Genomic DNA, 23,240 nt, shown 5'->3' on the forward strand with positions numbered 1-23,240 from the left:
GCGGGACGATTCGGATACTCTCCGCCGGACGGCAGTGATCACCCCGACGGAGGAGCGATGCGGACATCGCGAGGTCTCGCCGGACTCCTCGTCGCCCCGGCCGTCCTGCTGGCGGGCTGCGGCCCCTCCGGGCCGACCGTCGAGCACTGGACCGAGTCGATGTGCGCGGCCGTGCTGCCCTTCGTCCGCATCGCCGTCGACACCCCCGGTGAGACCCCGGACCCCGCGCAGCGGCTGCGGGCCCTCTCGGACTACCTGACCCGCACCACCCAGGCCGCCGACGGCGCGCTGGGCGACCTGGACCGGCTCGGCCCGGCCCCCGTCGACGACGGCGAGGCCCTCTCCGCACGGCTCCAGGGCGGGCTCGGCGAGATCCGCTCGGCGTTCTCCGGGGCGCGTTCGCGGGTCGACGCCATCGACCCGGCCGACCCGGCCGCGGTGCAGCGCGACCTGCCCGCCGCGCTGGAGCCGCTCGCCCGCCTCGGCGGCACCACCGGCCCCCTCGACGAGGTCACCGGCAACCCGGCGATCGCCTCGGCGTTCCGGGCCTCGACAACCTGCACAGATCTCACCCGGTCGGCGGAGCAGGCCCGCGCCACACCACCGCCCGGCGCACCCGCTGCTGCTCCGAACGGGCCAACCGGGGAGGGTGGAAGCAGCTGACCGGCGACGGCGTCCTACCGTCGACCACTGTCCGTGCCCCGGGCCCCGACGGGCCCCGACCCTGGAGCCCGACGATGGCCACCCCCCGCCCGGCGCGAACCGCCCGGGTCCTGCTCCCCACCCTGCTCGCCGCGCTCCTGGCCGGCGGCTGCGCGTCGAGCGTGGCCGGCACCCCCGCGGCGGACCCGGCCCCGCGGCCGACCGCGGGCGTCGGCGCCGACCCGGTCGCCTGGGGCGACAAGGTCTGCGGCGCGACCCTGGCCTACTACCAGCCGCTCAACACCCCGCCGAACTACGACGGCGCCGACCTCGCCGGCATCAAGACGCGGCTGTCGGAGTACCTCGGCAAGGTCGCGGCCGGCATCGACACCGGCAAGAAGCAGCTGACCGCGGCCGGCGAGTCCCCGGTGAGCGGCGGCGACGCGTGGGCGACCGCGGTGCGCGACATGCTCGACCGGTCCGGCACGACGATCGCCCAGGCCAAGAAGGACGTCGACGCGATCGACCCGAACGACGTCCAGGGCTTCAAGGGCAAGCTCGACGGCGCCCAGCAGAAGCTGCGGACGATCTCCGGCGCCCAGGGCCTGGACAAGATCGGCCCCACCCCGCGGTTGGACAAGGCGTTCGCGACCGCGCCGAAGTGCGTCGCCCTCAAGAAGATCAACGGTCCCGCCTGACCCGGCGCGTCACCCGTCCGGCGCTCCCTGCTGGGCAAGCTCGAACATGCGTTCTATGCTTCGCGGGTGCCGCAGATGTCGCTGTTCTCCGCGGAGGCCCGGCCGGCCGGGCTGACCGACCTGGCCGGGCTGCTCTGCGGGCCCGGGCGGATCGAGCGGTTCGGCGCCGGTGACACGGCCCGGTTCGACGTCCCGCTGCCGATCGAGGGGCGCGAGACGGCGCTGGCCGCGCTGGCGGCGGCCCGCGGCGTCACCCTCGCCCCCGGCGCGTCCGGGATGCGCAGCGCGTTCCGGCGCGACCTGGTCCCGCTGGCCCGCGCCTGGTGCACGCCGGACGGTCGCAAGCAGATCCCGCCGGACTTCCAGCTCGACGGCGCCACGCTCCGGCTGTGGGCGCTCTCCGCGGGCACCCCCGACCTGCGGGGCGGGCACCTGCTGCTGCTCGATCCGCAGGCCCCGTGGACGCACGGCCCGCTGATCGCCGCCGCCACCCGGGCCGGCCTTCCCCCGGCACGGCTCGCCCCGGGGGAACACGGCGCGCCCGGCCCGGCGTTGCGTCTGCACGGAGCGCGCCGACTGGCCCGACTGGTGGAACTGGTGGGCCCCGCGCCGCGGATGACGAGCCCGACCGAGTGGCCCCGGCACCACGGCCGACCGGCCGCCTGACCTGCCGAACCACGGCCGGGTCTACGCTGGCGGCTCGCCCGCTCCCAGTGGCACGAGCCACGACACGGGGCGACGACGGTGTGAGATCGTGCGATCGTCGACCCCGAAGAAGACGCTCAGCGCAACCGTCCCGGCACGCTCCGGGACCGCACGGTGTAACAGTGCGGGGTCGGGAAACGGCTACGACGTCGCAGGGACCGCGACGCAGCCGAGGAGATGAGGTAGGACCACGTGGCAGCAGCGACAACGGGAACGACGGGTTCGGCACGCACGTCGGGGGGCAGCACGCGCAAGCCGACCTCGACGGCGAACGCATCCGGCCGCCCGACGCGCCGCCTGGTGATCGTCGAGTCCCCCAGCAAGGCGAAGAAGATCCAGCCCTACCTGGGCAACGACTACGTCGTCGAGTCCTCGGTCGGTCACATCCGTGACCTGCCGCGCGGCGCGGCGGACGTCCCGGCCAAGTACAAGGGCGAGTCCTGGGCGCGGCTCGGCGTCGACGTCGACAACCAGTTCAGCCCGCTCTACATCGTCACGCCGGAGAAGCGCAGCACCGTCTCGGAGCTGCGCGAGGCGCTGAAGACCGTCGACGAGCTCCTGCTCGCGACGGACCCCGACCGTGAGGGCGAGGCCATCGCCTGGCACCTGCTGGAGACCCTCCAGCCGAAGGTCCCGGTCCGGCGGATGGTCTTCCACGAGATCACCGAGTCGGCGATCCGCGCGGCCGCCGAGAACACCCGCGAGCTCGACCAGCACCTCGTCGACGCGCAGGAGACCCGCCGCATCCTGGACCGCCTCTACGGCTACGAGGTCTCCCCCGTGCTGTGGAAGAAGGTCATGCCGAAGCTCTCGGCAGGCCGCGTCCAGTCGGTCGCGACCCGGCTGATCGTGCAGCGCGAGCGGGACCGCATCGCCTTCCGCTCCGCGGAGTACTGGGACATCGCCGCGACCCTCGACGCCGGGGAGAAGGCCACCCCGCGCTCGTTCGGTGCGCGGCTGCTGCAGGTCGACGACAAGCGCGTCGCCACCGGCCGCGACTTCGACTCGCTCGGGCAGCTGAAGAAGGGCTCCGCGGAGGTCGTCACCCTGAACGAGGCCGAGGCTCGCCGCCTCGCCGAGGGGCTGCAGGACCGCCCGATGGAGGTCGCCTCCGTCGACTCCAAGCCCTACACGCGCAAGCCGTACCCGCCGTTCATGACCTCGACGCTGCAGCAGGAGGCGGGCCGCAAGCTGCGGTTCTCCTCCGAGCGCACGATGCGCAGCGCGCAGCGTCTGTACGAGAACGGCTACATCACCTACATGCGTACGGACTCGACGACGCTGTCGGCGACGGCCATCGAGGCGGCCCGCTCGCAGGCCCGTGAGCTGTACGGCGACGCCTACGTCGCGGACTCGCCCCGCCAGTACACGCGCAAGGTGAAGAACGCCCAGGAGGCCCACGAGGCCATCCGTCCCGCCGGCGAGACCTTCCGGACCCCGGGTGCCATCGCCCGCGAGGTCGACGGCGACGACTTCCGCCTCTACGAGATGATCTGGCAGCGGACCATCGCCTCGCAGATGAACGACGCCCGCGGGACCACCGTGAGCGTCCGGATCGCGGGCACCGCGGGGACCGGCGAGAAGGTCGTGTTCGCGTCCTCGGGCCGCACGATCACCTTCCCCGGCTTCCTCAAGGCCTACGTCGAGACCCTCGACGACGAGGCGTCGGGCCAGCAGGCCGACGACGCCGAGTCCCGGCTGCCCGAGCTGACCGAGGGCCAGCCGCTGACCGCCACCGAGCTGGTGCCCGACGGGCACTCCACCAGCCCGCCGTCGCGGTTCACCGAGCCCGCGCTGGTCAAGGCGATGGAGGAGATGGGGATCGGCCGGCCGTCGACGTACGCGTCGACGATCAAGACGATCCTCGACCGAGGCTACGTCTGGAAGAAGGGCTCCGCGCTCGTCCCGTCGTGGGTGGCGTTCGCCGTCGTCGGGCTGATGGAGGAGCACTTCGGCCAGCTCGTCGACTACGACTTCACGGCCGCGATGGAGGACGATCTCGACTCCATCGCCTCCGGTGACGACTCCCGTGTGCACTGGCTGTCCGGGTTCTACTTCGGCACCGACGGCGCGAGCAGCGGCTCGGAGATCGCCCGGGCCGGGGGGCTGAAGAAGCTCGTCGGATCGAACCTGGAGGAGATCGACGCCCGCACGGTGAACTCGATCCCGATGTTCGCCGACGCGGCGGGCAACGACGTCGTCGTCCGGGTGGGGCGTTACGGCCCGTACCTGGAGCGGATCGTCGACGGCGAGTCCCAGCGCGCGAACCTGCCCGACGACCTGGCCCCGGACGAGCTGTCCGAGGAGATCGCCGAGAAGCTGTTCTCGGTGCCGCAGGAAGGCCGCAAGCTGGGCACCGATCCGGTCACCGGACACGAGATCGTGGCGAAGGAGGGCCGCTTCGGTCCCTACGTCACCGAGCTCCTGCCCGAGCCGGAGGTGCCCGAGGGCGCCAAGAAGAAGCCGGCCAAGCCGAAGCCGCGCACCGGCTCGCTGTTCAAGTCGATGACGGTCGACACCATCACCCTCGAGGATGCGCTGCGGCTGCTGTCGCTGCCGCGGATCGTCGGCACGGACCCGGACTCCGGTGACGAGATCACCGCGCAGAACGGCCGCTACGGCCCGTACCTGAAGAAGGGCACGGACTCGAGGTCGCTCTCCGGCGAGGAGCAGCTCTTCACGGTCACCCTGGAGGAGGCCCTGGAGATCTACAAGCAGCCCAAGCAGCGGGGCCGCGCCGCCGCGGCGCCGCCGCTGCGCGAGTTGGGCGAGGACGCCTCGACCGGTAAGAAGATGGTGATCAAGGACGGCCGGTTCGGCCCCTACGTCACCGACGGCGAGACCAACGCCAGCCTGCGCAAGGGCGACTCGGTCGAGGAGATCACCGACGACCGGGCCTCCGAGCTGCTCGCCGAGCGGCGGGCGAAGGCCCCGGCGAAGAAGAAGACGACGACCCGCAAGCCGGCGGCGTCGAAGAGCACGGCGGCCAAGAGCACCGCGGCCAAGACCGGGACCCGCACCGCCGCGGCGAAGAAGACGACGACCCGCAGCACCGCGGCCAAGACCACGCCGACGAAGTCGACCGGAACCCGGACGCGCACGACCCCGACGACCTGAGACCGGTGACGACGACGGGCCCCGCTCCGGATGATCCGGTGCGGGGCCCGTCGCGTCGGCGGGGCCGGTCAGCCGGCGGCAAGGGCCTTCTTCACGGCGGCGGCGACGCGGCCGCCCTCGGCGCGGCCCGCCGCGGCGGCGTTCGCCTTCTTCATGACCTGGCCCATCTGCTTCATGCCGGGCTTCTCCCCGGTCTCGGACTCCACCTCGGCGACGGCGGCGGTCGCCAGGGCGGCCACCTCGTCGTCGTCGAGCTGGGTCGGCAGGTACCGGGCGAGGACCTCGCCCTCGGCGCGCTCACGCTCGGCGGACTCGGGGCGGCCGCCGTCGGCGAAGGCCTGGGCGGACTCGGCGCGCCGCTTGGTCTCCTTGGTGATGACCGCGCGGACCTCGTCGTCGGAGAGCTCCCGGGCGGTGTCACCGGCCACCTCGGCGTTGCCGACGGAGGTCAGGACGGATCGCAGGGTCGTCCGCACCAGCTCGTCCCTGGCCTTCATCGCGGTGGTCAGGTCGGCCCGCAGCTGCTCCTTGAGGGTGCTCACGGGTCGCCACGATAGTCCCGCGACGTAGGCTGGATCGCGTGAGTATCGCCGGGACCCTCGCCCGTACCGCCGCCGGCGCCGCCCTGCTCGGAGCGTCGGGCATCGGGTACGCGGCGGGGATCGAGCGGCGGCACTGGACGCTGCGCCGGGTCGAGCTGCCCGTCCTCGACGAGGGTGCGCGGCCGCTGCGGATCCTGCACCTGTCGGACTTCCACCTCACGCCGGGCCAGCGCAGCAAGATCCGGTGGATCGCGGCGCTGGACGAGCTCGACCCGCACCTGGTGATCGACACCGGGGACAACCTGGCGCACCCCGACGCGGTCCCGGGCGTGCTGACCGCGCTGGGGAGGCTGCTGGAGCGGCCGGGCGCGTTCGTGTTCGGCAGCAACGACTACTACGGCCCCACCCCGAAGAACCCGGCCCGCTACCTGCGCCGCGGGGACACGAAGCGGGTGCACGGGGCGGACCTGCCCTGGACCGACCTGCGCGCCGCGTTCCGCGAGCACGGCTGGGTCGACGCCACCCACACCCGGCACGTGCTCGAGGTCGACGGCCGGACGGTCCGGATCGCGGGCGTCGACGACCCGCACCTGAACCTGGACCGCTACCCGCGCATCGCCGGCCACGACGCCGACGCCGACCTGCGCATCGGGCTGACCCACTCCCCCGAGCCGCGGGTCCTCGACGGCTTCGCCGCCGACGGATACGACCTCGTCCTCGCCGGGCACACCCACGGCGGCCAGCTGCGGGTGCCCGGCTACGGCGCACTCGTCACCAACTGCGGGATCGACCGGTCCCGGGCCCGCGGGGCGAGCCGCTGGGGCAGCCGGATGCGGCTGCACGTGTCGGCCGGGCTGGGCACCTCGCCGTACGCGCCGGTGCGCTTCGCCTGCCCGCCGGAGGCCTCGCTGCTGACCCTCGTCCCCCGCACGACCGGCCCCGATGCGCGGACGGGAACCCCCGCGCAGGCCTCGGAGGGCATCGGGTAGAGTTCTCCACGGCTCACGGGGAGACCCGGGTGTCCATCGGGGTGTGGCGCAGCTTGGTAGCGCGCTTCGTTCGGGACGAAGAGGTCGCAGGTTCAAATCCTGTCACCCCGACAACACGAAGGCCCAGGTCCGGCGGACCTGGGCCTTCGTCGTGTTCCACGGCCTCACCGGAGGGCCGGGCCGAGCAGCAGGCCGCCGTCGCTCACGTACTCCGAGCCCGTCACGAAGGACGCCGCCGGGGAGGCGAGGAACAGCACCAGCGCCGAGATGTCGGCCGGCTCTCCCAGCCGCGGCACCGCGAAGGGGTCGGGCGAGTAGAAGTCGGCGATGGGGGCGGCGGCTCCGGCGACGGGCTCGGTGATGAACGGCGTCGCGATGACCCCCGGGTGGACGACGTTGACCCGGATCCCGTCGCGGCCCAGCTCGAGCGCCGCGGTCCTGGTCAGGCCGCGCAGCGCCCACTTGGCGGCGACGTACGGCGCGTAGTGGGCGGTCCCCCGGTCCCCATGACGGAACCGATGTTGGTGATGGACCCGCCGCCCGCACGGCGCAGGGCCGGCGTCACCGCCTTGATGCCGAAGAACGCACCGGTCAGATCGATGTCGAGCACACGCCGCCACGTGGACGCCTCGGTCGTCTCGATCGGTGCGGGCGGGTTCTGGACGCCGGCGTTGTTGACCAGAACGGTCAGCCGGCCGAACCGGTGCTCGGCCTCGGCGACGGCCGCGCTCCACGACGGCGCGGTACGCGGTCCGGGCCACCGACCCCGGGTCGTGACGACGACCGCGCGGTTCGTGGCGCGGACGGCGGGCGGCGTCGGGTGCACGATGGACCCGTGATCGGTGACCGCTGGGGCGTGACCGACGCCGAGACCACCCGCCCCTACCCGTGCGACGAGCTCGTCCCGGCCCCCACGCTGCAGGCGTGGCGGGGCGTCTCCGTCGCCGCGCCGGCCGCCGTCGTCTGGCCGTGGGTCGCCCAGATCCGGCTCGCCCCGTACTCCTACGACTGGGTCGACAACTTCGGACGCCGATCCCCGCAGGAGCTCGTAGGACTCCCGGAACCGCAGGTCGGGGACACCTTCACCGCGACCGGCGGACGGCGGCTCGGCCGGATCCTCTCGGTCGACCCCGGCGTGCAGCTCACCGGCAGCGTCCTGGGCGCCGTCATGTCCTACGTCCTCGCGCCGCAGGGGGCGGACACGACCCGTCTGCTGCTCAAGGTCGTCATGGGCGGCACCCGCGCGCTCGCACCGCTGGTGTCGGTCGGCGACCTCGTGATGGCCCGGCGGCAGCTGCTGAACCTGGGACGGCTCGCCGAGCGCCACAGCCGGCCACGGGGTCGTTGACGACACACCGGGCACGGTGGGGTGCGACGACGGGGTGTGATGCGCGATCCTGACGGGATGAGTGAGAACCCGGTAGCGCTCGATCTCGACGACGCGGGACTGGCCGGTGGCCTCCCCCGCCCGGCGCACCAGCTCGACGGGATCCAGGACGTACCGTTCCGCCCGGTCCAGTTCCGCGACAACGACCTCCCGACCGCACTGGAGCGCGCCGCGCAGTGGCTGCGGGAGACCCAGTCCTGGCTGGGCGAGCCGGTCGACGTGATCGCCATCCACCTCGACTACAACGAGGCGTCCGAGGCGGCGTACTACGAGCTCAAGCTGATGTGCAACGAGGAGGACCTCGCCGGGGCACCCATCGCGGTGCGCCAGCGGGCCGCCGCCGACGCCTGACCACACCCCGACGGGTCGTCGCCCCGGCACCGACCGTGCCGGGGCGACGCCCATCCAGTGATCAGAGTCACGCCGAGCATGACGATCAGCAGGTCGCGACCCTCCGGAACGGCCGCGGGAGCGTCTCAGGGCGGACGGCTGTTTGGCCGACACCGGGCCCTGCGGTAGCGTCCTCCTCGGTCACCGTAGTTCTGAGTTTCGTGTCTCAAGCGCGCTCGCAGAATGATGATGCGGGCGGATCCGCTGTCTTTGGTGTAGCTGAAGCTGGCTGCCGTCTGGGAATTCCTCTGACCCGGGCAGCCGCACGACGTGGTTGTTCCGTCCGAAAGCTGCATGACAAGGAGTCACCATGACCAACGGAACCGTGAAGTGGTTCAACGCCGAGAAGGGCTTCGGCTTCATCGCCCCCGAGGACGGCGGCGCCGACGTGTTCGTCCACTACTCGGCCATCGAGGGCTCGGGCTTCAAGGAGCTCCAGGAGAACCAGGCCGTGTCCTACGAGGTCACCCAGGGCGCCAAGGGCCCGCAGGCCTCCTCGGTGTCCCCCCGCTGACACCCCCGCCCGGCCGTGCGGCCGGGCACTGTTCCTCCGTCCGATGGCGGCATCCCCACGCGGGATGCCGCCATCGGCGTCTCCGGGCCGCTAGCGTGGCGGAGTGCCGCTGTCCGCCCGCCAGACCGCGCTGCTGGCGGACCGGTTACCCGGACACGAGGTCGTCGCCGACCACGGCTGGGGTCTGGTCGGGACCACCGTGCTGCAGATCCGCCACGCCGGTGCCGACCTCATCGTGAAGGCCGGCGACGACGCCGACACCCACATCGCCCGTGAGCTGCGCGCCCACCGCGAGTGGCTGGCCCCGCTCGTCGCCCGCGGCCGCGCGCCGGAGCTGCGCCACGCCGACGCCGACGCGAAGCTGCTGGTCACCCGCTACCTGCCCGGGGCCCTGGTGCAGGACACGCCCGCCGAGCACGAGCCGTCGACCTACCGCGGCGCCGGGGAGCTGCTGGCGCTGCTGCACGACCGGCCCGCCGTCGTCGACGAGGGGTACGGCGCCCGGCTGCGCGACACCGTGCTGGCCAGGCTCGGGCGTCCGCACCGCATCGCCCCCGGGCTGCTCGCGCGGCTCCGGGCGGAGGTGGCCGGCTGGTCGACACCGGCGGCCCGGCTCGTCCCCACCCACGGCGACTGGCACCCCCGCAACTGGCTGGTGCACGACGGGGTCGTCGCCGTGATCGACCTGGGCCGTGCGGCGCTGCGCCCGGCGCCCACCGACCTGGTGCGTCTCGCCGCCCGCCAGTTCCGGTGGGACCCGGCGCTGGAGACCGCCCACCACGACGGCTACGGCGGCGACCCGCGCGAGCCCGGCCCGTGGCGCCGGGAGTGGATAGCCGAGGCCGTCGGCACCGCGACCTGGGCCCTGAAGGTCGGCGACGAGCCGTTCGAGGCCCACGGACACCGGATGCTCGCCGAGGCGTTCCCCGACTAGCCTGCGCCGGTGCCCCTCGTCGTCGGTCCGGCCACCTCGTTCGACGACCTCGCGACCCTGCTGGGCCCGAAGCGCGACCCCGACGCGTCGGTCTGCTGGTGTCTCTCGCACCGCCTGCCCGCGGCGACGCACCGCGCCCTGACCGGCCGGGCCCGGGGCGAGTACGTGCGGGAGCTGACGACCCGCGCGGTCGCACCCGGCGTCGTCGCCCACGACGACGGCGAGCCGGTCGGCTGGGCCGCCGTCGCGCCACGCTCCGAGCTGCCGTTCGCCCGCTCCCGCACCATCCCGCACGTCGACGACCTCCCGGTCTGGTCGGTGTGGTGCTTCCGGGTCCGCGCCGGGCACCGGGGCCGTGGCGTCGCGCGTGCCCTGCTCGCCGGAGCCGTCGCGTACGCCCGGGAGCAGGGGGCGCCGGCCGTCGAGGGCTACCCGGTGGACAACCGGGGCGCCCGGGTCGACCTGACGATGGCCTACGTCGGCACCCGCGCGTTGTTCGAGGCGGGCGGGTTCACGTTCGCCGCGGCGACCACCGGGGTGTCCGGCGGGTTCCCGCGGGTGGTCATGCGCCGCGCGCTGACCGGCTGACCCGGCACCGCCCCGGGATCGCGCAGATCCGTGACGGCGGACCGCTTCCGTTCCCGGCAGGCTCGCCCACGTCCTGACGAGCCTCCGGTCGCCGCGGGGTCGCACCGAGACGGAGGAGCGATGATCGTGGTCATCGTCGTGGTCGGCATCTTCTTCCTGCTCATGGGCGGGTACGCGCTGGCCGCGCCGGCCGCGCTGGTCCGGCCGTTCGGGCTGGTGGCCGACGGCCCGGAGAGCAGGTCGGAGGTGCGCGCCGTCTACGGCGGGTTCGGCCTGGCGATCGCGGCCGTGCTCGGACTGGCCCTGGCCGTCCCCGGGCTCCGCATCGGCGTGGTGCTGACCGTCGCCTTCGCGCTCGGCGGGATGGCCGTCGGGCGCGTGCTGTCCCGGATGGTCGACCGGCCCACCGCGTTCTACCCGATCTGGTTCTACGGCCTGGTCGAGGCGGTCGCGGCCGGTGCGCTGGTCGTCGTCGCCGCGACCTGACCGGGCACGACCCGGATGTCGAGCCCCGACCGGAAGAGCCGTCCGGGCGGCAGGCCGAACATCCGGCGGAACGCCAGCCCGAGGTGCGACGGCGTCGCGAAACCGGCGTCGGCCGCGGCCCGGGTGAGGTCCCCGCCGTCGCGCACGACGCCCGCGACGATCTGCATCCGCGCCCACCTGCGGTAGGCCCGCAGGCCTGCCCCCGTCTGCCGGGTGAACAGGCGCGCGAAGTGGCCAGGCGACAGCCCGGCCGCCGCCGCGAGGTCACCGGTCGGCAGGTCCGGGCCGCCGGGCCGGTGCAGGGCCTCGATCGCCCGCGCGATGCGGGCGTCGGGCTCGGCGCGGGCGTCCGGCGCCGTACCGCTGTCGACCAGGATCCGCCGCAGCCCCGGCCCGTCGCCGTCGACCGCGCAGGCGACGAGGTCGGGCTCGGCCGGGTGCCCGGTCACGATCCCGGCGGGCCCGCGACCGGGCTCGAGGAACACGAAGGCCGCCCGGTGCGCGCCGCCGGTGATGCGGTGGCGCAGTCCGGCCGGGACCAGCAGGGTCCGCGCCGTGCGGTCCGGCGCGCCGTCGACGCGCACGGTCAGGTCGTCGTCGACACCGACCGCGAGGCACGCCACCGCACCCCGGTGTGCGTCGAGTCCGAGCATCGGCCCCAGGTGGACGGCCCAGCAGGGCCCCACCCACAGCCGTGCCGGGCCCGCCGCCACGGTCACCGGACGCCCGCCCGCCGGCGTCGCCACCCGAATCCGGCGGCCGCCGCGAGCAGCCCGGCGAGCGCCAGACCGTGCTCGAACCACGCCCCCCAGCGGGTCGCGAACGTCAGGTCGGTGCGCAGCGGCACCTGTTCGACCAGGGTGTCCGCGGTGTACAGCCCGGTCTCGGCGACGACGGAGCCGTCGGGCCGGATCACCGCACTCGCCCCGGACAGCGCCGCGACGACCGCAGCCCGCCCGTGCTCGACGGCCCGCAGCCGCGACATCGCGAGGTGCTGCCAGGTCATCTCGCCCCGCCCGTACCAGGCGTTGTTCGTCGGGATGACCAGCAGCGAACCGCCGTCGGCGACGCCGTCGCGCAGCACGTGGTCGTAGGCGGTCTCGTAGCAGATCGCCGTCGCCATCCGGGTGCCCGCGACGGGCAGCACCGCGGGCGCCGTACCGGGGGTGAAGTCGGCCAGCGCGACGAACGGGGTCAGGTACTGCGTGACCGCCCGCAGCGGGATGCGCTCGCCGAACGGCACGAGCTCCTGCTTGGCGTAGCGCTCCCCCACCCCGGTCCCCGGGTTCCAGACGGCCACCGCGTTCTCGGTGTCGGTCGCGCCCGCCCTGTAGTTGGTGCCGACCAGGAACGGCACGCCGAGCGCGTCGACGACCCGGTCGACCGCCGGGTCGACGCCGTCGGTCGACAGCGAGCTCTCCGGCCACACGACGAGGTCGGGCCGCGGGACCGCGCCGGACCGGACGCGGTCGATCAGCACGGAGGTCTCGGCGAGGCTGTTCGCGCGCAGGGTCCGACCGGCGTCGAACAGGCCGAGCCCGATGTCGGGGGCGTTGCCCTGCACGACCGCGACGGTGCGGGTGCCGTCCTGCGCGTCGACGGGCGGGGTCGGCACCGCGAGCAGCACGAGCACGACCGCCACGACCGGGACGAGGCCGACGACCCGGCGGGGACGCTGCAGGAACGCCGCCACGCAGAACCCGGCCGCGACCACCGCGACCGACACCAGCGGGGCCCCACCGATCGCGGCGAGCGGTAGGAACGGCCCCTCGACCTGCCCGAACGCGACCCGGCCCCAGGGGAAGCCGTTGAGCGGGAACCGGCTCTGCAGCCACTCCTGCGCGGCGAAGGCGAGCGCACCCCACACCGGCGCGGCGGGCAGCCGGGCGGCGAGGGCGACGAGCGCACCGCCGAGCGCCGGGAACCCCGCCATCACCAGCGACAGCCCCACCCACGGGAACGGGCCGTAGTCGCGGCCGAGGAAGTCCTGGATCCACATCAGGTGCGTCAGGTAGAAGGCGAACCCGAACACCGCACCGAGCAGCGCGGCGCGGCGCACCCGGACCCCGGACAGGGCCCACCAGAGCAGCGCGAACGCCACGATCGCGGTCCACCACACGGTGCGCGGCGGGAACGCCAGGTGCAGCAGCACCCCGCCGACGACGACCGCTGCGATCCGCAGCGCGAGTGCCTTCACCACACGGTCAGCATGATCCGGCCGCGGCGCGGGCCCGCGCGCGGGTCCCGGCGGTCACCGCCCCCACCACCGCGACGACGAGCAGCCCGCCCGCGTAGGCGGCGACGAGCTGCATCGGCCGCCCGGAGAAGTCCCCCGCGAGCGGCGGCACCAGCACCGCGAACAGCGCCACGACGCCCGTCAGCGCCGCCCGTGGCCGCCGCGGGAGCGGCACGCAGGCCAGCGGGGTCAGGGCCCACAGCAGGTACCACGGGTGCAGCACCGGCCCGAGCACGACGACGGCGCCGAGCAGCAGGCCGAGCGCCGTCGTCGCACCGGTCCGGCCGCGGGCCTGCGCGACGAGCACCCCGGCGGCGAGGAGCGCGGCGAGCACCGTCCCGGCGGTCCGCGTCGCCGTCAGTGCCGTGGCCGGGTCGGCGCCGAGCACGCCCGCGACCGCCGCGGCCCAGTTGGTGGGCGCCATCCAGCTGAACAGCTGCCCGGGCGCGGAGACCGCGCCGAGCCAGCTCCCCCCGCCGGCGTCGACGGCCGACACCGCTACCGCGACCGCCGCGGCCACCCCCGCGACCAGTACAACCGCCCCCCACCCGCGGGTACGGCCGGGCGCGGACCGGGCCGCGGCGACCGCCAGGACCACGAGCCCGACCGCTGCGGGGGCCTTCACCAACGCCCCCAGCACGACGAGCACGGCGCCCGCGGCGAGCGCCGCCCACGGCCCGCGCAGACCGACGGCGAGACCCACGAGCAGCAGCGCGAGCATCGGGCCGTCGTTGTGCATCCCGCCGACGACGTGCCAGAGCACCAGCGGGTTCGCGACCCCCCACGCCAGCGCCGTCCCCGGTGGGATCCCGTGGGCACGGGCCAGGCGCAGCACCGCCCACCCGATCCCCACCACCGCGACGACGGCGAGCAGCCGGTATGCCGCCACCCCGGCGACCACCCCGTCCCCGGCGACGGCGGCGACCGCCTTCTGCCACAGGTCGGTCACCGGCCCGTACGGCGACGGCGTCTCCCTCCAGTAGCCGTCGACCCGCGCGAGGACCGGCGACCCGGCGGGCAGCCCGGCCGCCGGACCGGTCCGGTGCGGGTCGGCGCCGCCGAGCGCGACCATCCCCTGGGCGAGGTAGCTGTACACGTCGCGGGAGAACAGCGGCGGTGCGACGAGCAGTGGCGTGGCCCAGGCGAGCAGCGCCCGCACCGCCTGCACCGGGAGCACCGGAGCGCGCACCAGCAGCACCCAGGCCACGACGACCAGCCCCGTCCCGGCCACCGCGGCGCCGAGCGCCACCGTCGACCCGGGGCGGAGCACCACCGCCCAGGCGCCGCCGGTCAGCAGCACCGCCCCGGCTGCGCCGAGCGCGGTCGGTGCCGCGACCGGGCGGCGTCGCTCCCCCACGGCCGGGGTCAGGCGGTCGGGGCCGCCGGGCCGTCGGAGGCCTGGAGTGCGCCGGCGGGGAGCCGGTCGGCGCCCCAGCTGCGTTCGATGTAGCCGACGATCGTGGCGATGTCCTCCGCGGGCACGCGCTCGGGCTCCCCGTGCTCCAGCGGGTCGCCGTGGAAGATGTAGAGCCGCGACGCGAACTGATCGAACGGCAGCGACGCCTCGCCGAAGCGTTCCCCGTTGCCCGCCGTCGAGACGACGACGCCGTCGCCCCAGTCCTGCCCGCTGTCGTTGTTCGGGTTGTAGAAGTACACCCGCATCACGTCGTTCGGGTCCGGCGCGACCCGCAGGATGGCGATGGCGTGCCAGCCGACGTAGCGGGCGGCGCTGTCGGTGACCGCGATCCCGGCGGGCTGCGGGTGGATCAGCGGCTGGCCGCCGTTGTACCCGGGGTGGTACCCGGCGTGGAACTGACGCAGGAACGCGTCGAGGTCGGTCAGGTTGCCGGTCCCGACGTCGACGTTGATGTGGAACCCGCGGGCCGCCCACCAGCCGTGGAACTCGGGGTTGACCCAGCGGTGCGGGTCCCCGGGCCGGTCGGAGCAGCGGCGGCCCATCTCGGCGTAGATCCGGTCCAGGTGCGGGACGACGACCAGCGACACCGGGTCGAGGTCGATCGGCAGCTTCTCCGCGACCCCGGCTCCGCTCTCCTGCGACGAGATCCGCTGCCCCTCGAAGTGCATGACGATCTCGTCGTCGCGGGCCGCCCAGACGACCATCTGCAGCAGGTAGTCCGGGTCGTTGTAGGCCCACATGGACAGGGCGCGCGCGGACTGGCAGGTCGGGTTGTCGCCCTGCCCGACGCCGAGCGGCTGGCCCAGCATCGACAGCACACCGGCCAGCAGCCGCACCTCGGGTGCGGGCTCCTCGCCGAACGCGGCGACCAGGCGCTCCCGCGCGGCCGGGCCGATCTCCAGCGCGATCTGGCGCCAGAGCCCGGGCACGACCGGCGGTTCGTAGAGGATGCCGCGGTCGAGCAGCAGTGCCAGGCCGTAGATGCACTGCGCGGTGTGCGGGGTGACGGCCTCCTCGATCAGCCGGTGCACCAGGTCCCGGAAGCGCAGCAGGCAGTTCTTGCCGGTGTCGGACAGGCCGAGCGCCTCGGCGAGCAGGTAGTCGCTCTCGTGGCGCAGGAACTGCAGCAGCTCCGCGTGGTACGGCGACACGAGCCCGGTGTCGTGCATGGCCCGGGCGAACCCGGCGGCCTCGTACTGCAGGCCTCCGGTGTCCATCGCCTCCAGTCGGGAGCGGAAGACGTCGATGCCCGGGTCCTCGCGGCTCGCCTCGGTGGTCCCGAACAGCGCGGTGATCAGCCGGTCGAGTCCCTGCCCGGAGGACAGGTCGACGCTCGGGTCGCCGCGCCACACCGACAGCCGGGTGATCAGCGACGACACCTGGTCGACCTGGATCGGGCGCTGGCGCAGGATCCGCCAGATCTCGTCCACCAGCTTGTCCAGGACGCTGTCGTAGCCGATGCCCTCGGCGATGTGGCGGAACAGGTCGCGGATCATCTGGGCCGTCCGGCCCTCGTGGACCCGCTCCGCCTCGGTCGGCGGGGTGAACAGCAGCTCGAGGTTCATCGCCAGCACCTGGGACAGGAACTGACGGGCCTCGTCGGCAGAGATCGCGGGGTGGTCGTACTCCCCCAGGGCGACCGCGAGCATCCGCAGCTCGCTGGTCGCCTCCATCACCACCGTGTCGGCGACGCCGCTGTGCAGCCCGGCCCCGACGAAGGTCGGAACCAGGATGTCCGGCTGCGCCCAGTCGGTGCCCGCGAACACGCCGGCGTCCTCCAGCTCACGGGCGCGGGCCTGCACGGCGGCGGGCCCTCCGTCCTGCAGCAGGACGCGGCGGAGCTGCTCCAGAACCCTGCGGATCTTCGTCGTCTTGCCGAAGTCCGGGGTCCGGGCCAGGTCCCGGGTGGCGTCGTCGAGCGAGACCAGGCGCCTGTCCAGCACCGAGGTCCCACTCGCGACGTCGACGGTCGGTTTCACACGGCTTCCCTCGTTCGGGCTCCACGGCCAGGGGCGGGGGTACCCGCCCTCAGACGTAGAAATCGAGTTCTTCCTGCTTCTTCAACAGATCGCGCATCCGGTAGGGGTCGTCCCCGAAGAAGTAGAGCAGACCCCAGTGCGTGCCGAACGCGGTCCTCTTCGTCACGGTCTCCTCGACCGGCGACGTGAGGTCGTGCGACTCGTAGTAGTCGTCGTCCTCGGTCTCCTCGGGGATCTGCAGGCTGCTGACGACGCGGCGGCGCGGGTAGACGCCGAAGCAGCCGGCCACGCCGGAGGCACCCTCGACCTCCTTCGGGAAGAAGGCGTCGATCTCCTCCTCGGTGGTCTTCGGGTCGAAGGCCAGCACCATGCCCTGGTAGGCGTTGAAGCCGTAGGAACGCTCGAGCAGCTCGAAGACCTTGAAGCCCGGCGGGCGGTAGGCCACCTCGCCGAAGTACATCTCGCCGTCGGAGGTGACGAAGTACTCCGGGTGTACGAAGCCGAACTCGATGTCGAAGGTCTTGATCAGCTTCTCGATCTGCGCGGTGATCGCGGGCCGGTACTTCTCCAGCTCCGGAGTCGCCGGCACGAACACCGAGTAGCCGAGGGTGACGTACTCGGAGATGTTGAGGAACTTGATCTTCCCGTTGTGCACCCACGCCTCGACGGCGAACTCCCACCCGTCGAGATGGGACTCCATCAGGAGCGGGAACTCCTCGTCCGGGATGTTGTCGATGTCCTCGTAGGTGCGCACCACGCGGTGCCCGAGGCAGCCCGCCTTGTCGAACGCCTTGATGTGGATCGGGTCGTTCGGGTCACCGTCGAGCTTCAGCAGGGTCTGGTTGACGCGCTTGAGGAAACGGACGATGTCGTCGCGGTCGTGGGCCTCCTCGAAGATGCCCACCCGGATCCCGCCGAGCTGTGCGCGACGCTTCATCAGCGCCTTGTCCCGGAGCAGCATCGCCTGCCCGAACAGCCGCGGGTTGTCGAGCAGCACGGAATTGATCGCGCCGGCCCATTCCACGGTTTCCTCGAACAGTGGGATGGCGACGTCGACGCCCATCTCCTGCAAGGTCTCCGCAATCTCCATCGATCGGTCGTTCAGCCGCTCAAAGTTCCACGGGACGTACGGGATCTCGTGTTCCTTGCAGTACTCCTCGGCCCAGTCCGGGGCCACGACGACGTACCGGCGGTCGAAGCGGTCGATCGCCTCCACCGCATTGAGACTCCACCCGAGAAGTGCGACGTATCCCTTTTCTGGATTCTTGGCGGCTGAGTCGGACCGAGGCATGGAAAAGCAACCTCCCGATGTCGACGAATTAAGGCGGCAAATGCTTGAGTCCACACCGTACCCTGAGTACGCCGCAGCGGCGGATCGTGGCGGCGGGACTCAGTCGTCGTCGGGTCCGGCGACACCGGAGAGCCGGACCAGCCTGCGCAGCCGCCCGGCGACCGTGTCCTTCGTCAGCGGCGGGTCGGCGAGACGGCCGAGCTCCGCCAGCGACAGCGACGGGTGCTCCAGACGCAGCAGCGCGGTCTCCCGCAGGTGAGGGGCGACGTCGTCGCCGAGCGCGCGCAGCGCCGCCCGGACCCGCTCGGTCGTCGCGGCGGCGGCCGTCGCCGCCCGGCGGGCGTTCACCGTCTGCAGCGACCCGTCCGCGGTGGTCGCGCCCCGCGGGGCGACCGGGACCCGGCTCAGCACCTCGGCCACGCCCGGCGCGCCGACACTGCGCAGCAGCGCTTCGGCGCTCTCCGGGTCCCGCACGACGACGCGGTGCTCGCTCACCGTCTCCTGCGGCGCGGCGAGCACCCCGAGCCCGCGGGCCGCTCCGACCAGTGCGAGCACGACGGCCGGACCCGGGCAGGTGACCACCAGGCGGACCCGCCCGGCCGGCCGCACGACCCGGCCCCGCGCGATCAGCGCCCCGCGCCACACCCCGGCGGCGACGGCGGGCCCCGCCGCGACGACGGCGGGTGGCAGGCCGAGCACCGGCCGTCCGGTCCGGTCGACCAGACCCGTCGCCCGGGCCAGGTCGGTCCCCGGCGCCGTGACCCGCACCTGGTAGCGCAGGATCGCCCCGCCGCCGGTCACGACCTCGGCCCGCAGCCCGCCGCGACCGTGCAGCGCCCCGAGCTCGGAGCGCATCCGCAGCGCGGGGGCCGGGGCGTCGAACTCGGCGTGGATCGTCGTCCTGCCGTCGCGGACGCCGACCTCCCCCGCCAGACGCAGCTGGGTGACGAGCCCGGCATGCCGGACACCGGGGCGTTCCTCGCGGACCACGCCGAGTTCACGGTGCAGCTCTGCGGTCACGCGCTCCAGGTCGAACACGATCGTCTCCTGCGGATGGGAGGCGGCAGGGCGGGGACACATCCCCCGAGGTGAACCCCGCCCTGCCCGGAAGGGCGGAGCGCCGGGGCGCCCCACCGTGGTGGGATCAGTCCTCGGACGGGTCGGCGTGCATCGGGCAGCGCGGGTCGATACAGGGCCTGCTCTCGGCCCCGGCCCGGAACGCCGCGTTCGCCAGTACCGAGCACAGGCAGCCCTGGGCCTTCGCCCGCGGACCGCCCGGCGCCAGATCGTCGACCGGCACAGGACCGGGCCGGCCCCCGCCGTTAGCCCCCTCGGACATGGCTCCCCCTCCGCACGACTGCGCGCCCGGAGTTCCCCGGCGACGGGGCCCGTGCGCAGATACATCCGGCGGTCGCCACGAGGGTCCGGGACCTGCCGGGGCGGCCGGCTCGCGACGGTACCCTATACGCTGAGTAACGCCTATTTCGGCATGACTCTCACAGGGAGTAGTGATTCGCGACTCAGAGTCAACCCCCGCTGTCGCCCCACCCCCTCGATCTGGGTCCAGATCAGGTCCGTCAGGTGGGTGGTGACGATGTCGCGCCCGGGGGCGTTCCCGGTCGCCCGGCCCCGCAGCCACCACTCCGCGGTCCCCTGGACCGCGCCGACCAGCGACTGCGACCACACCCGGACCAGCTCGGGATCGTCGAGGCCGAGCACCTCGGCGTAGGACCCGAGCAGCCCGGTCAGCGCGGAGGCGATGAACTCCCGGCCGGCGTCGACCACCTCCCCCCGCTGCCCGGGCAGGCGGCGGCGGAACAGCAGGTCGACGCCCGGTGAGTCGTCGAGGAAGCCCATGACCGCGTCGACCGAGTCGTAGATCCGCTTCCAGGCCGCGCACTCCCGGTAGAGGGCGGGCATGAGCCGTTCCATCAGACGGTCGGTCGCGCGCTCCGCCATCGCGTCGAGCAGCGCGGCCCGGTCGCCGAAGTGCCGGTAGATCACCGGCTTGGTCACGCCCGCCTCGTGCGCCACCTGGTCCAGGCCGAAGTCCTGCCCATCGCGGCCCAGCACGACCAGTGCGGCGTCGACCACCTGTTCCCGACGGCGCGCGCGGTGCGCGTCCCAGCGCGTACTGCGGCCGTCGGACCGGAGGTCGTCCGCGGCCCCGGGTTCCGTGCGGTCGGACGACACGCCCACCATGCTCCTCCCTCGGCGGACCCGGCGGGAGGAAGGCCGGGCCCCGGGCGACAGTGGATCACGAAGGCTTCCGGGGCCGCGCCCGCCGCCCCGCCATGACCGCGGCCACACCGACGATCACCGCCGGGCACCCCCGTGCGAGGCTCGCCCACGGACGCAGTGGGCGACGCGAGGAGGCGTGGTGCGACGGGTGCTCTGCCGGGAGTTCGCCGATCCGGAGCGGTTCGAGCTGGTGGAGGAGCCGGACCCGGAGCCGGGACCGGGCGAGGTGCTCGTCGCCGTCGAGGCCGCCGCGGTCAGCTTCGTCGACGGGCTGATCGCCCGCGGCGGCTACCAGCTACGACCGCCGCTGCCGTTCACACCCGGCACCGCGGTCGCCGGGACGACCCCGGACGGCAGGCGGGTCGCCGCCCTGCTCACGAGCTTCGGCGGGTTCGCCAGCCACGTCGTCGTCCCGGAGGAGCGCCTGGTCCCGGTGCCCGACGGGGTCGACGCGGGCGTCGCGGCCAGCTCGATGGAGAGCCACGGGACGATCGCCTTCGCCTTCCGGGACCGGGTCACCGTCCGCCCGGGCGAGTGGGTCGTCGTGCTCGGGGCGAGCGGGGGGATCGGGCAGGCCGCGGTCGACCACGCCCGCGCCGCCGGGGCGCGGGTGCTCGCCCTCGCGTCCACACCGGACAAGCGCGCGGCCGCGCTCGCCGCCGGGGCCGAGGCCGCCGTCGGCTACGACGCCCTCAAGGACACGATCCGCGAGCACACCGGCGGTGGCGCGGACGTCGTGATCGACCCGGTCGGCGGCGACGCCGCGGAGGCCGCGCTGCGGGCGCTGGGCGCCGGCGGCCGGTTCTGTGTGCTGGGCTTCACCTCCGGCGCGATCCCGAAGCTGCCCGCGAACGTCGTGCTGCTGCGGAACCGGACCGTCGTCGGCGTCGACTGGGGCGACTGGTCGCGCACCGACCCCGCCGCGTCGCGGGACCTGGCCGAGGACGTGCTGCGCCGGATCGGTGCCGGGGAGCTGCACCCGGCCCGCCCGCGGGCCCTGCCGCTGGCCGACGCGGCGACCGCGACCCGCGCGTACGCCGAGCGCTCCGCGGTCGGGAAGCTCGTGCTCACTCCCTAGTCATCAACCCTGATGACGGGCGGTAATGGCCGCGTCACGCCCCTCGATAGGCCGTTCGTCGGAGCGGGAGCAGCTCCGGTCGGGCCACCACGAGGGGACCAGTCATGACCGCCACCCAGCCCTGGACGACCGTCGCCGAGCCGGTCCCGGCGACCCGCGGGAACACCCCCGCCACTGCCGGCTTCTGGCTCTCGGTGCTGGGGATGGTGGTCGGGTTCGTGCCGGTGCTCGGCCTGCTGGTCACGGTGCCCGCCGCGCTGCTGTCGCACGCCGGCCGCGCCCGTTTCCGGGCCGGCGGGGCGTCGACGCCGGGCCGCTCGACGGTCGGCATCGTGCTCGGCTGGACGGCCACCGCGCTCTGTGTGCTCATGACCGTCCTCGGGATCGTGGGCGCGGCCACCGCTCCGGTGCGTCCGCTCGCGGCGGCCCCGGCCGCTCCCGCCGCCCCGGCGGCACCGGTGCTGCTGACGGTGCCCAACGTCGTCGGGATGACCGACGTGCAGGCGCGGGACACGCTCCGTGCCGCCGGATTCACCCAGGTCGTCCTCGGCCCGTCGACCGGCTCGGTCGCCGGGGTCGCCGCCGGGACCGTCACCACCCAGCTGCCCGGCCCCGCGGCGCTCGCCTCCGCCGGTGACCCGATCACGATCGGCGAGGCCGCCGCCCCGCCGGTCCCGCCCGCTCCGGTCGTGGTGCCGCAGAGCGCCCCGGTCACCGAGTCCGCCCCGCAGGCCGCGCCGCTGGTCGCCGACACCGACGTCGACCGGCCCTACGTCCCGGCCGCGCCGCAGCCCCTGGTCTCCTCCGGCTCGTCGTCCTCCGGCTCGTCCGGCGGCGGCTCGGCCTACTACACGAACTGCGCCGCGGCCCGCGCCGCCGGAGCTGCCCCGCTGAGCAGCGGCGACCCGGGCTACCGCTCGGGCCTCGACCGCGACGGCGACGGCGTCGCGTGCGAGTGAGCCGACCCACGTGACCCGGTGCCCGGCGGGACCGCCCCGCCGGGCACCGTCGCGTCTCGGGTCGGCCGGGCCGTCACCCCGGCCCCGCCGTCGCCGGACACCGGAACCGGGTCCCAGCCGTTGCGGCGGAGCCCCGACGCAACGGCCGCGGGTGGGGTGCCCTCGTAGAGCACGTGCAGCACCCCGCCCGGCGCGAGCACCCCGCGCAGCACCGCCAGCTCGGGCCCGGGGTCGCGGGTCCAGAACAGGTTGACGTTCAGCGTGAACGCGACGTCCACCGAGCCCGCCGCGAGCCGCAGCCCGGCCAGGTCCGACCGGAGCACGGTGAGCACGCCGTCGTCGACGGCGGCCGCGCAGCGTTCGGTGGTCCGCGCGACGGCGACGGCCGAGCGGTCCACCGCCCACATCGCGCCGCCCGCGACCCGGTCGAGACGGGGGCAGACCAGCGACGCCACGGCACCCGGCCCGCAGCCCACCTCCAGCACCCGGGTGCCCGGACGCGCGCCGACGACGCCGGCCGCGAACCGCGCCCGCGCCGGGACCGCCCTCGCCGCCACAGCGGTCATCCTGGCACGGACCGGGCACCGACAGGCATCATCGAGGAGGTGGACGAGGTGGTGGGACCCGAGCAGATCCGTATCTCCGACGCCGAACGCCAGGCCGTCGCCGACCGGCTGCGCGCCGCCCACGCCGAGGGCTACCTCGACCTCGCCGAGTACGACGAGCGCGTGACCGAGGTCTGGCGGATGCGCACCCGCGGCGACCTGGGCCGGGTGACCCTGGACCTGCCCGCCTCCTCGGCCCCGTCCCGGCGCGACGGCCTGGTGTTCTCCGCGACGGCCGGGGGCGTCGCGATGCGGGTCCTGACGGTCATCTGGCTGTGCATCACCGCCGCGGCCGCCGCCGGGACCTCGGTGCTGGCATTGCTGACCGACCTGAGCCCGTGGTGGTTCCTGGTCTTCTCCGCGCCGACCGGGGCGGTGCTGCTGACGTTGTGGGTGGCGGGCGCGGGGCGCCCGCGGCGCGGCGGCCGGTAGCCGCCGCGCC

24 protein-coding genes, 1 tRNA gene and 1 pseudogene are annotated in these 23,240 nt (G+C 74.2%); 15 read left to right on the plus strand and 11 right to left on the minus strand.

Annotated elements, in window-relative coordinates:
• The first annotated feature begins 57 nt into the window (after positions 1–57).
• The 4 genes from DMP15_RS00680 (at position 58) to topA (ending at position 5,162) form a co-directional block, all read left to right on the plus strand.
• Positions 58–663, plus strand: a complete 606-nt coding sequence (locus tag DMP15_RS00680) for a hypothetical protein (RefSeq protein WP_073575800.1) — start codon at positions 58–60, stop codon at positions 661–663.
• A 74-nt stretch (positions 664–737) separates the two neighbouring features.
• Entirely contained in the window at positions 738–1,340 is a 603-nt protein-coding gene (locus DMP15_RS00685; protein ID WP_062399624.1) for a hypothetical protein, read from the plus strand.
• Between the two features lie 75 nt (positions 1,341–1,415).
• Positions 1,416–2,006 (plus strand): hypothetical protein, encoded by a 591-nt coding sequence (locus tag DMP15_RS00690; RefSeq protein WP_202417815.1) that lies wholly within the window; start codon positions 1,416–1,418, stop codon positions 2,004–2,006.
• Between the two features lie 231 nt (positions 2,007–2,237).
• Positions 2,238–5,162: a type I DNA topoisomerase gene (gene topA / locus DMP15_RS00695; RefSeq protein ID WP_073575796.1), complete on the plus strand. Its 2,925-nt coding sequence runs from the start codon at positions 2,238–2,240 to the stop codon at positions 5,160–5,162.
• A 68-nt stretch (positions 5,163–5,230) separates the two neighbouring features.
• On the opposite strand, the gene DMP15_RS00700 is transcribed toward topA, so the two are convergent.
• The gene (locus DMP15_RS00700) at positions 5,231–5,704 is read right to left on the minus strand and encodes a GatB/YqeY domain-containing protein (RefSeq protein WP_073575795.1); all 474 of its coding nucleotides are present in this window, start codon (positions 5,702–5,704) and stop codon (positions 5,231–5,233) included.
• A gap of 38 nt (positions 5,705–5,742) precedes the next feature.
• Between DMP15_RS00700 and DMP15_RS00705 the strand changes: the two genes are divergently transcribed.
• Positions 5,743–6,693: a metallophosphoesterase gene (locus tag DMP15_RS00705; RefSeq protein WP_073575794.1), complete on the plus strand. Its 951-nt coding sequence runs from the start codon at positions 5,743–5,745 to the stop codon at positions 6,691–6,693.
• A 37-nt stretch (positions 6,694–6,730) separates the two neighbouring features.
• Positions 6,731–6,804 (plus strand) — tRNA-Pro (locus DMP15_RS00710).
• A gap of 53 nt (positions 6,805–6,857) precedes the next feature.
• Here the strand turns inward: DMP15_RS00710 and DMP15_RS30245 are convergent.
• Positions 6,858–7,519 (minus strand): annotated as a pseudogene (locus DMP15_RS30245) (SDR family NAD(P)-dependent oxidoreductase).
• Positions 7,520–7,528: 9 nt separating this feature from the next.
• On the opposite strand from DMP15_RS30245, the gene DMP15_RS00725 reads away from it, so the two are divergent.
• From DMP15_RS00725 to DMP15_RS00750, 6 genes are all read left to right on the plus strand, one after another.
• Positions 7,529–8,041 carry a polyketide cyclase gene (locus DMP15_RS00725; protein WP_073575793.1) on the plus strand — a complete coding sequence of 171 codons (513 nt, stop codon included), beginning with the start codon at positions 7,529–7,531 and terminating at the stop codon, positions 8,039–8,041.
• Positions 8,042–8,098: 57 nt separating this feature from the next.
• Positions 8,099–8,431 (plus strand): hypothetical protein, encoded by a 333-nt coding sequence (locus tag DMP15_RS00730; RefSeq protein WP_073575791.1) that lies wholly within the window; start codon positions 8,099–8,101, stop codon positions 8,429–8,431.
• Between the two features lie 349 nt (positions 8,432–8,780).
• Positions 8,781–8,984 carry a cold-shock protein gene (locus tag DMP15_RS00735; protein WP_020627798.1) on the plus strand — a complete coding sequence of 68 codons (204 nt, stop codon included), beginning with the start codon at positions 8,781–8,783 and terminating at the stop codon, positions 8,982–8,984.
• Positions 8,985–9,087: 103 nt separating this feature from the next.
• Positions 9,088–9,918 (plus strand): phosphotransferase, encoded by an 831-nt coding sequence (locus tag DMP15_RS00740; RefSeq protein WP_073575790.1) that lies wholly within the window; start codon positions 9,088–9,090, stop codon positions 9,916–9,918.
• A gap of 9 nt (positions 9,919–9,927) precedes the next feature.
• Positions 9,928–10,506, plus strand: coding sequence for a GNAT family N-acetyltransferase (locus DMP15_RS00745; RefSeq protein WP_073575789.1), 579 nt, complete (start codon positions 9,928–9,930; stop codon positions 10,504–10,506).
• A 120-nt stretch (positions 10,507–10,626) separates the two neighbouring features.
• A complete protein-coding gene (locus tag DMP15_RS00750; protein ID WP_139282818.1) occupies positions 10,627–10,992 on the plus strand; it encodes a DUF4345 family protein in 366 nt (121 codons plus the stop codon).
• Here the strand turns inward: DMP15_RS00750 and DMP15_RS00755 are convergent.
• From DMP15_RS00755 to DMP15_RS00790, 8 genes are all read right to left on the minus strand, one after another.
• Positions 10,935–11,738 (minus strand): helix-turn-helix domain-containing protein, encoded by an 804-nt coding sequence (locus tag DMP15_RS00755; protein WP_073575788.1) that lies wholly within the window; start codon positions 11,736–11,738, stop codon positions 10,935–10,937. The genes DMP15_RS00750 and DMP15_RS00755 overlap by 58 nt on opposite strands.
• Positions 11,708–13,192 carry an apolipoprotein N-acyltransferase gene (lnt, locus tag DMP15_RS00760; protein ID WP_073575786.1) on the minus strand — a complete coding sequence of 495 codons (1,485 nt, stop codon included), beginning with the start codon at positions 13,190–13,192 and terminating at the stop codon, positions 11,708–11,710. The genes DMP15_RS00755 and lnt overlap by 31 nt, the downstream gene beginning before the upstream one ends.
• 4 nt (positions 13,193–13,196) lie before the next feature.
• On the minus strand, positions 13,197–14,585 hold the full coding sequence (mptB, locus tag DMP15_RS00765; protein WP_073575784.1) for a polyprenol phosphomannose-dependent alpha 1,6 mannosyltransferase MptB: 1,389 nt from the start codon (positions 14,583–14,585) through the stop codon (positions 13,197–13,199).
• An 8-nt stretch (positions 14,586–14,593) separates the two neighbouring features.
• Positions 14,594–16,624, minus strand: a complete 2,031-nt coding sequence (locus DMP15_RS00770; RefSeq protein WP_073575783.1) for a hypothetical protein — start codon at positions 16,622–16,624, stop codon at positions 14,594–14,596.
• A gap of 49 nt (positions 16,625–16,673) precedes the next feature.
• Entirely contained in the window at positions 16,674–17,915 is a 1,242-nt protein-coding gene (locus tag DMP15_RS00775) for an ATP-grasp domain-containing protein (protein WP_100879327.1), read from the minus strand.
• 99 nt (positions 17,916–18,014) lie between these two features.
• Positions 18,015–18,953: a DNA-binding protein WhiA gene (gene whiA, locus DMP15_RS00780; protein WP_073575780.1), complete on the minus strand. Its 939-nt coding sequence runs from the start codon at positions 18,951–18,953 to the stop codon at positions 18,015–18,017.
• 106 nt (positions 18,954–19,059) lie between these two features.
• Positions 19,060–19,254 carry a hypothetical protein gene (locus DMP15_RS00785; protein ID WP_139282816.1) on the minus strand — a complete coding sequence of 65 codons (195 nt, stop codon included), beginning with the start codon at positions 19,252–19,254 and terminating at the stop codon, positions 19,060–19,062.
• Between the two features lie 140 nt (positions 19,255–19,394).
• Complete coding sequence (locus DMP15_RS00790; protein ID WP_161152206.1) at positions 19,395–20,108, minus strand: TetR/AcrR family transcriptional regulator; 714 nt, start codon at positions 20,106–20,108, stop codon at positions 19,395–19,397.
• Between the two features lie 187 nt (positions 20,109–20,295).
• Between DMP15_RS00790 and DMP15_RS00795 the strand changes: the two genes are divergently transcribed.
• Both DMP15_RS00795 and DMP15_RS00800 read left to right on the plus strand, forming a co-directional pair.
• Complete coding sequence (locus tag DMP15_RS00795) at positions 20,296–21,234, plus strand: NADPH:quinone oxidoreductase family protein (RefSeq protein WP_073575932.1); 939 nt, start codon at positions 20,296–20,298, stop codon at positions 21,232–21,234.
• Positions 21,235–21,338: 104 nt separating this feature from the next.
• Positions 21,339–22,193 (plus strand): excalibur calcium-binding domain-containing protein, encoded by an 855-nt coding sequence (locus DMP15_RS00800; protein WP_083658646.1) that lies wholly within the window; start codon positions 21,339–21,341, stop codon positions 22,191–22,193.
• Here DMP15_RS00800 and DMP15_RS00805 read toward each other — a convergent pair.
• The gene (locus tag DMP15_RS00805) at positions 22,145–22,750 is read right to left on the minus strand and encodes a class I SAM-dependent methyltransferase (protein WP_073575777.1); all 606 of its coding nucleotides are present in this window, start codon (positions 22,748–22,750) and stop codon (positions 22,145–22,147) included. The two genes, DMP15_RS00800 and DMP15_RS00805, sit on opposite strands and share 49 nt — an antisense overlap.
• 48 nt (positions 22,751–22,798) lie before the next feature.
• Here DMP15_RS00805 and DMP15_RS00810 point away from each other — a divergent pair, with 48 nt between their 5' ends.
• Entirely contained in the window at positions 22,799–23,230 is a 432-nt protein-coding gene (locus tag DMP15_RS00810) for a DUF1707 domain-containing protein (protein ID WP_073575775.1), read from the plus strand.
• Positions 23,231–23,240: the final 10 nt, after the last annotated feature.

The sequence above is a fragment of the Pseudonocardia sp. UM4_GMWB1 genome (genome assembly GCF_017312155.1).
GTDB lineage: Bacteria > Actinomycetota > Actinomycetes > Mycobacteriales > Pseudonocardiaceae > Pseudonocardia > Pseudonocardia alni.

Bases quoted from the DNA above. Each gene is read 5' to 3' on its own strand.
- DMP15_RS00680 (WP_073575800.1), top strand. From the start codon at position 58: ATGCGGACATCGCGAGGTCTCGCCGGACTCCTCGTCGCCCCGGCCGTC.
- DMP15_RS00685 (WP_062399624.1), top strand. From the start codon at position 738: ATGGCCACCCCCCGCCCGGCGCGAACCGCCCGGGTCCTGCTCCCCACC.
- DMP15_RS00690 (WP_202417815.1), top strand. From the start codon at position 1,416: ATGTCGCTGTTCTCCGCGGAGGCCCGGCCGGCCGGGCTGACCGACCTG.
- DMP15_RS00730 (WP_073575791.1), top strand. From the start codon at position 8,099: ATGAGTGAGAACCCGGTAGCGCTCGATCTCGACGACGCGGGACTGGCC.
- DMP15_RS00735 (WP_020627798.1), top strand. From the start codon at position 8,781: ATGACCAACGGAACCGTGAAGTGGTTCAACGCCGAGAAGGGCTTCGGC.
- DMP15_RS00750 (WP_139282818.1), top strand. From the start codon at position 10,627: ATGATCGTGGTCATCGTCGTGGTCGGCATCTTCTTCCTGCTCATGGGC.
- DMP15_RS00775 (WP_100879327.1), bottom strand. From the start codon at position 17,915: ATGCCTCGGTCCGACTCAGCCGCCAAGAATCCAGAAAAGGGATACGTC.
- DMP15_RS00785 (WP_139282816.1), bottom strand. From the start codon at position 19,254: ATGTCCGAGGGGGCTAACGGCGGGGGCCGGCCCGGTCCTGTGCCGGTC.
- DMP15_RS00800 (WP_083658646.1), top strand. From the start codon at position 21,339: ATGACCGCCACCCAGCCCTGGACGACCGTCGCCGAGCCGGTCCCGGCG.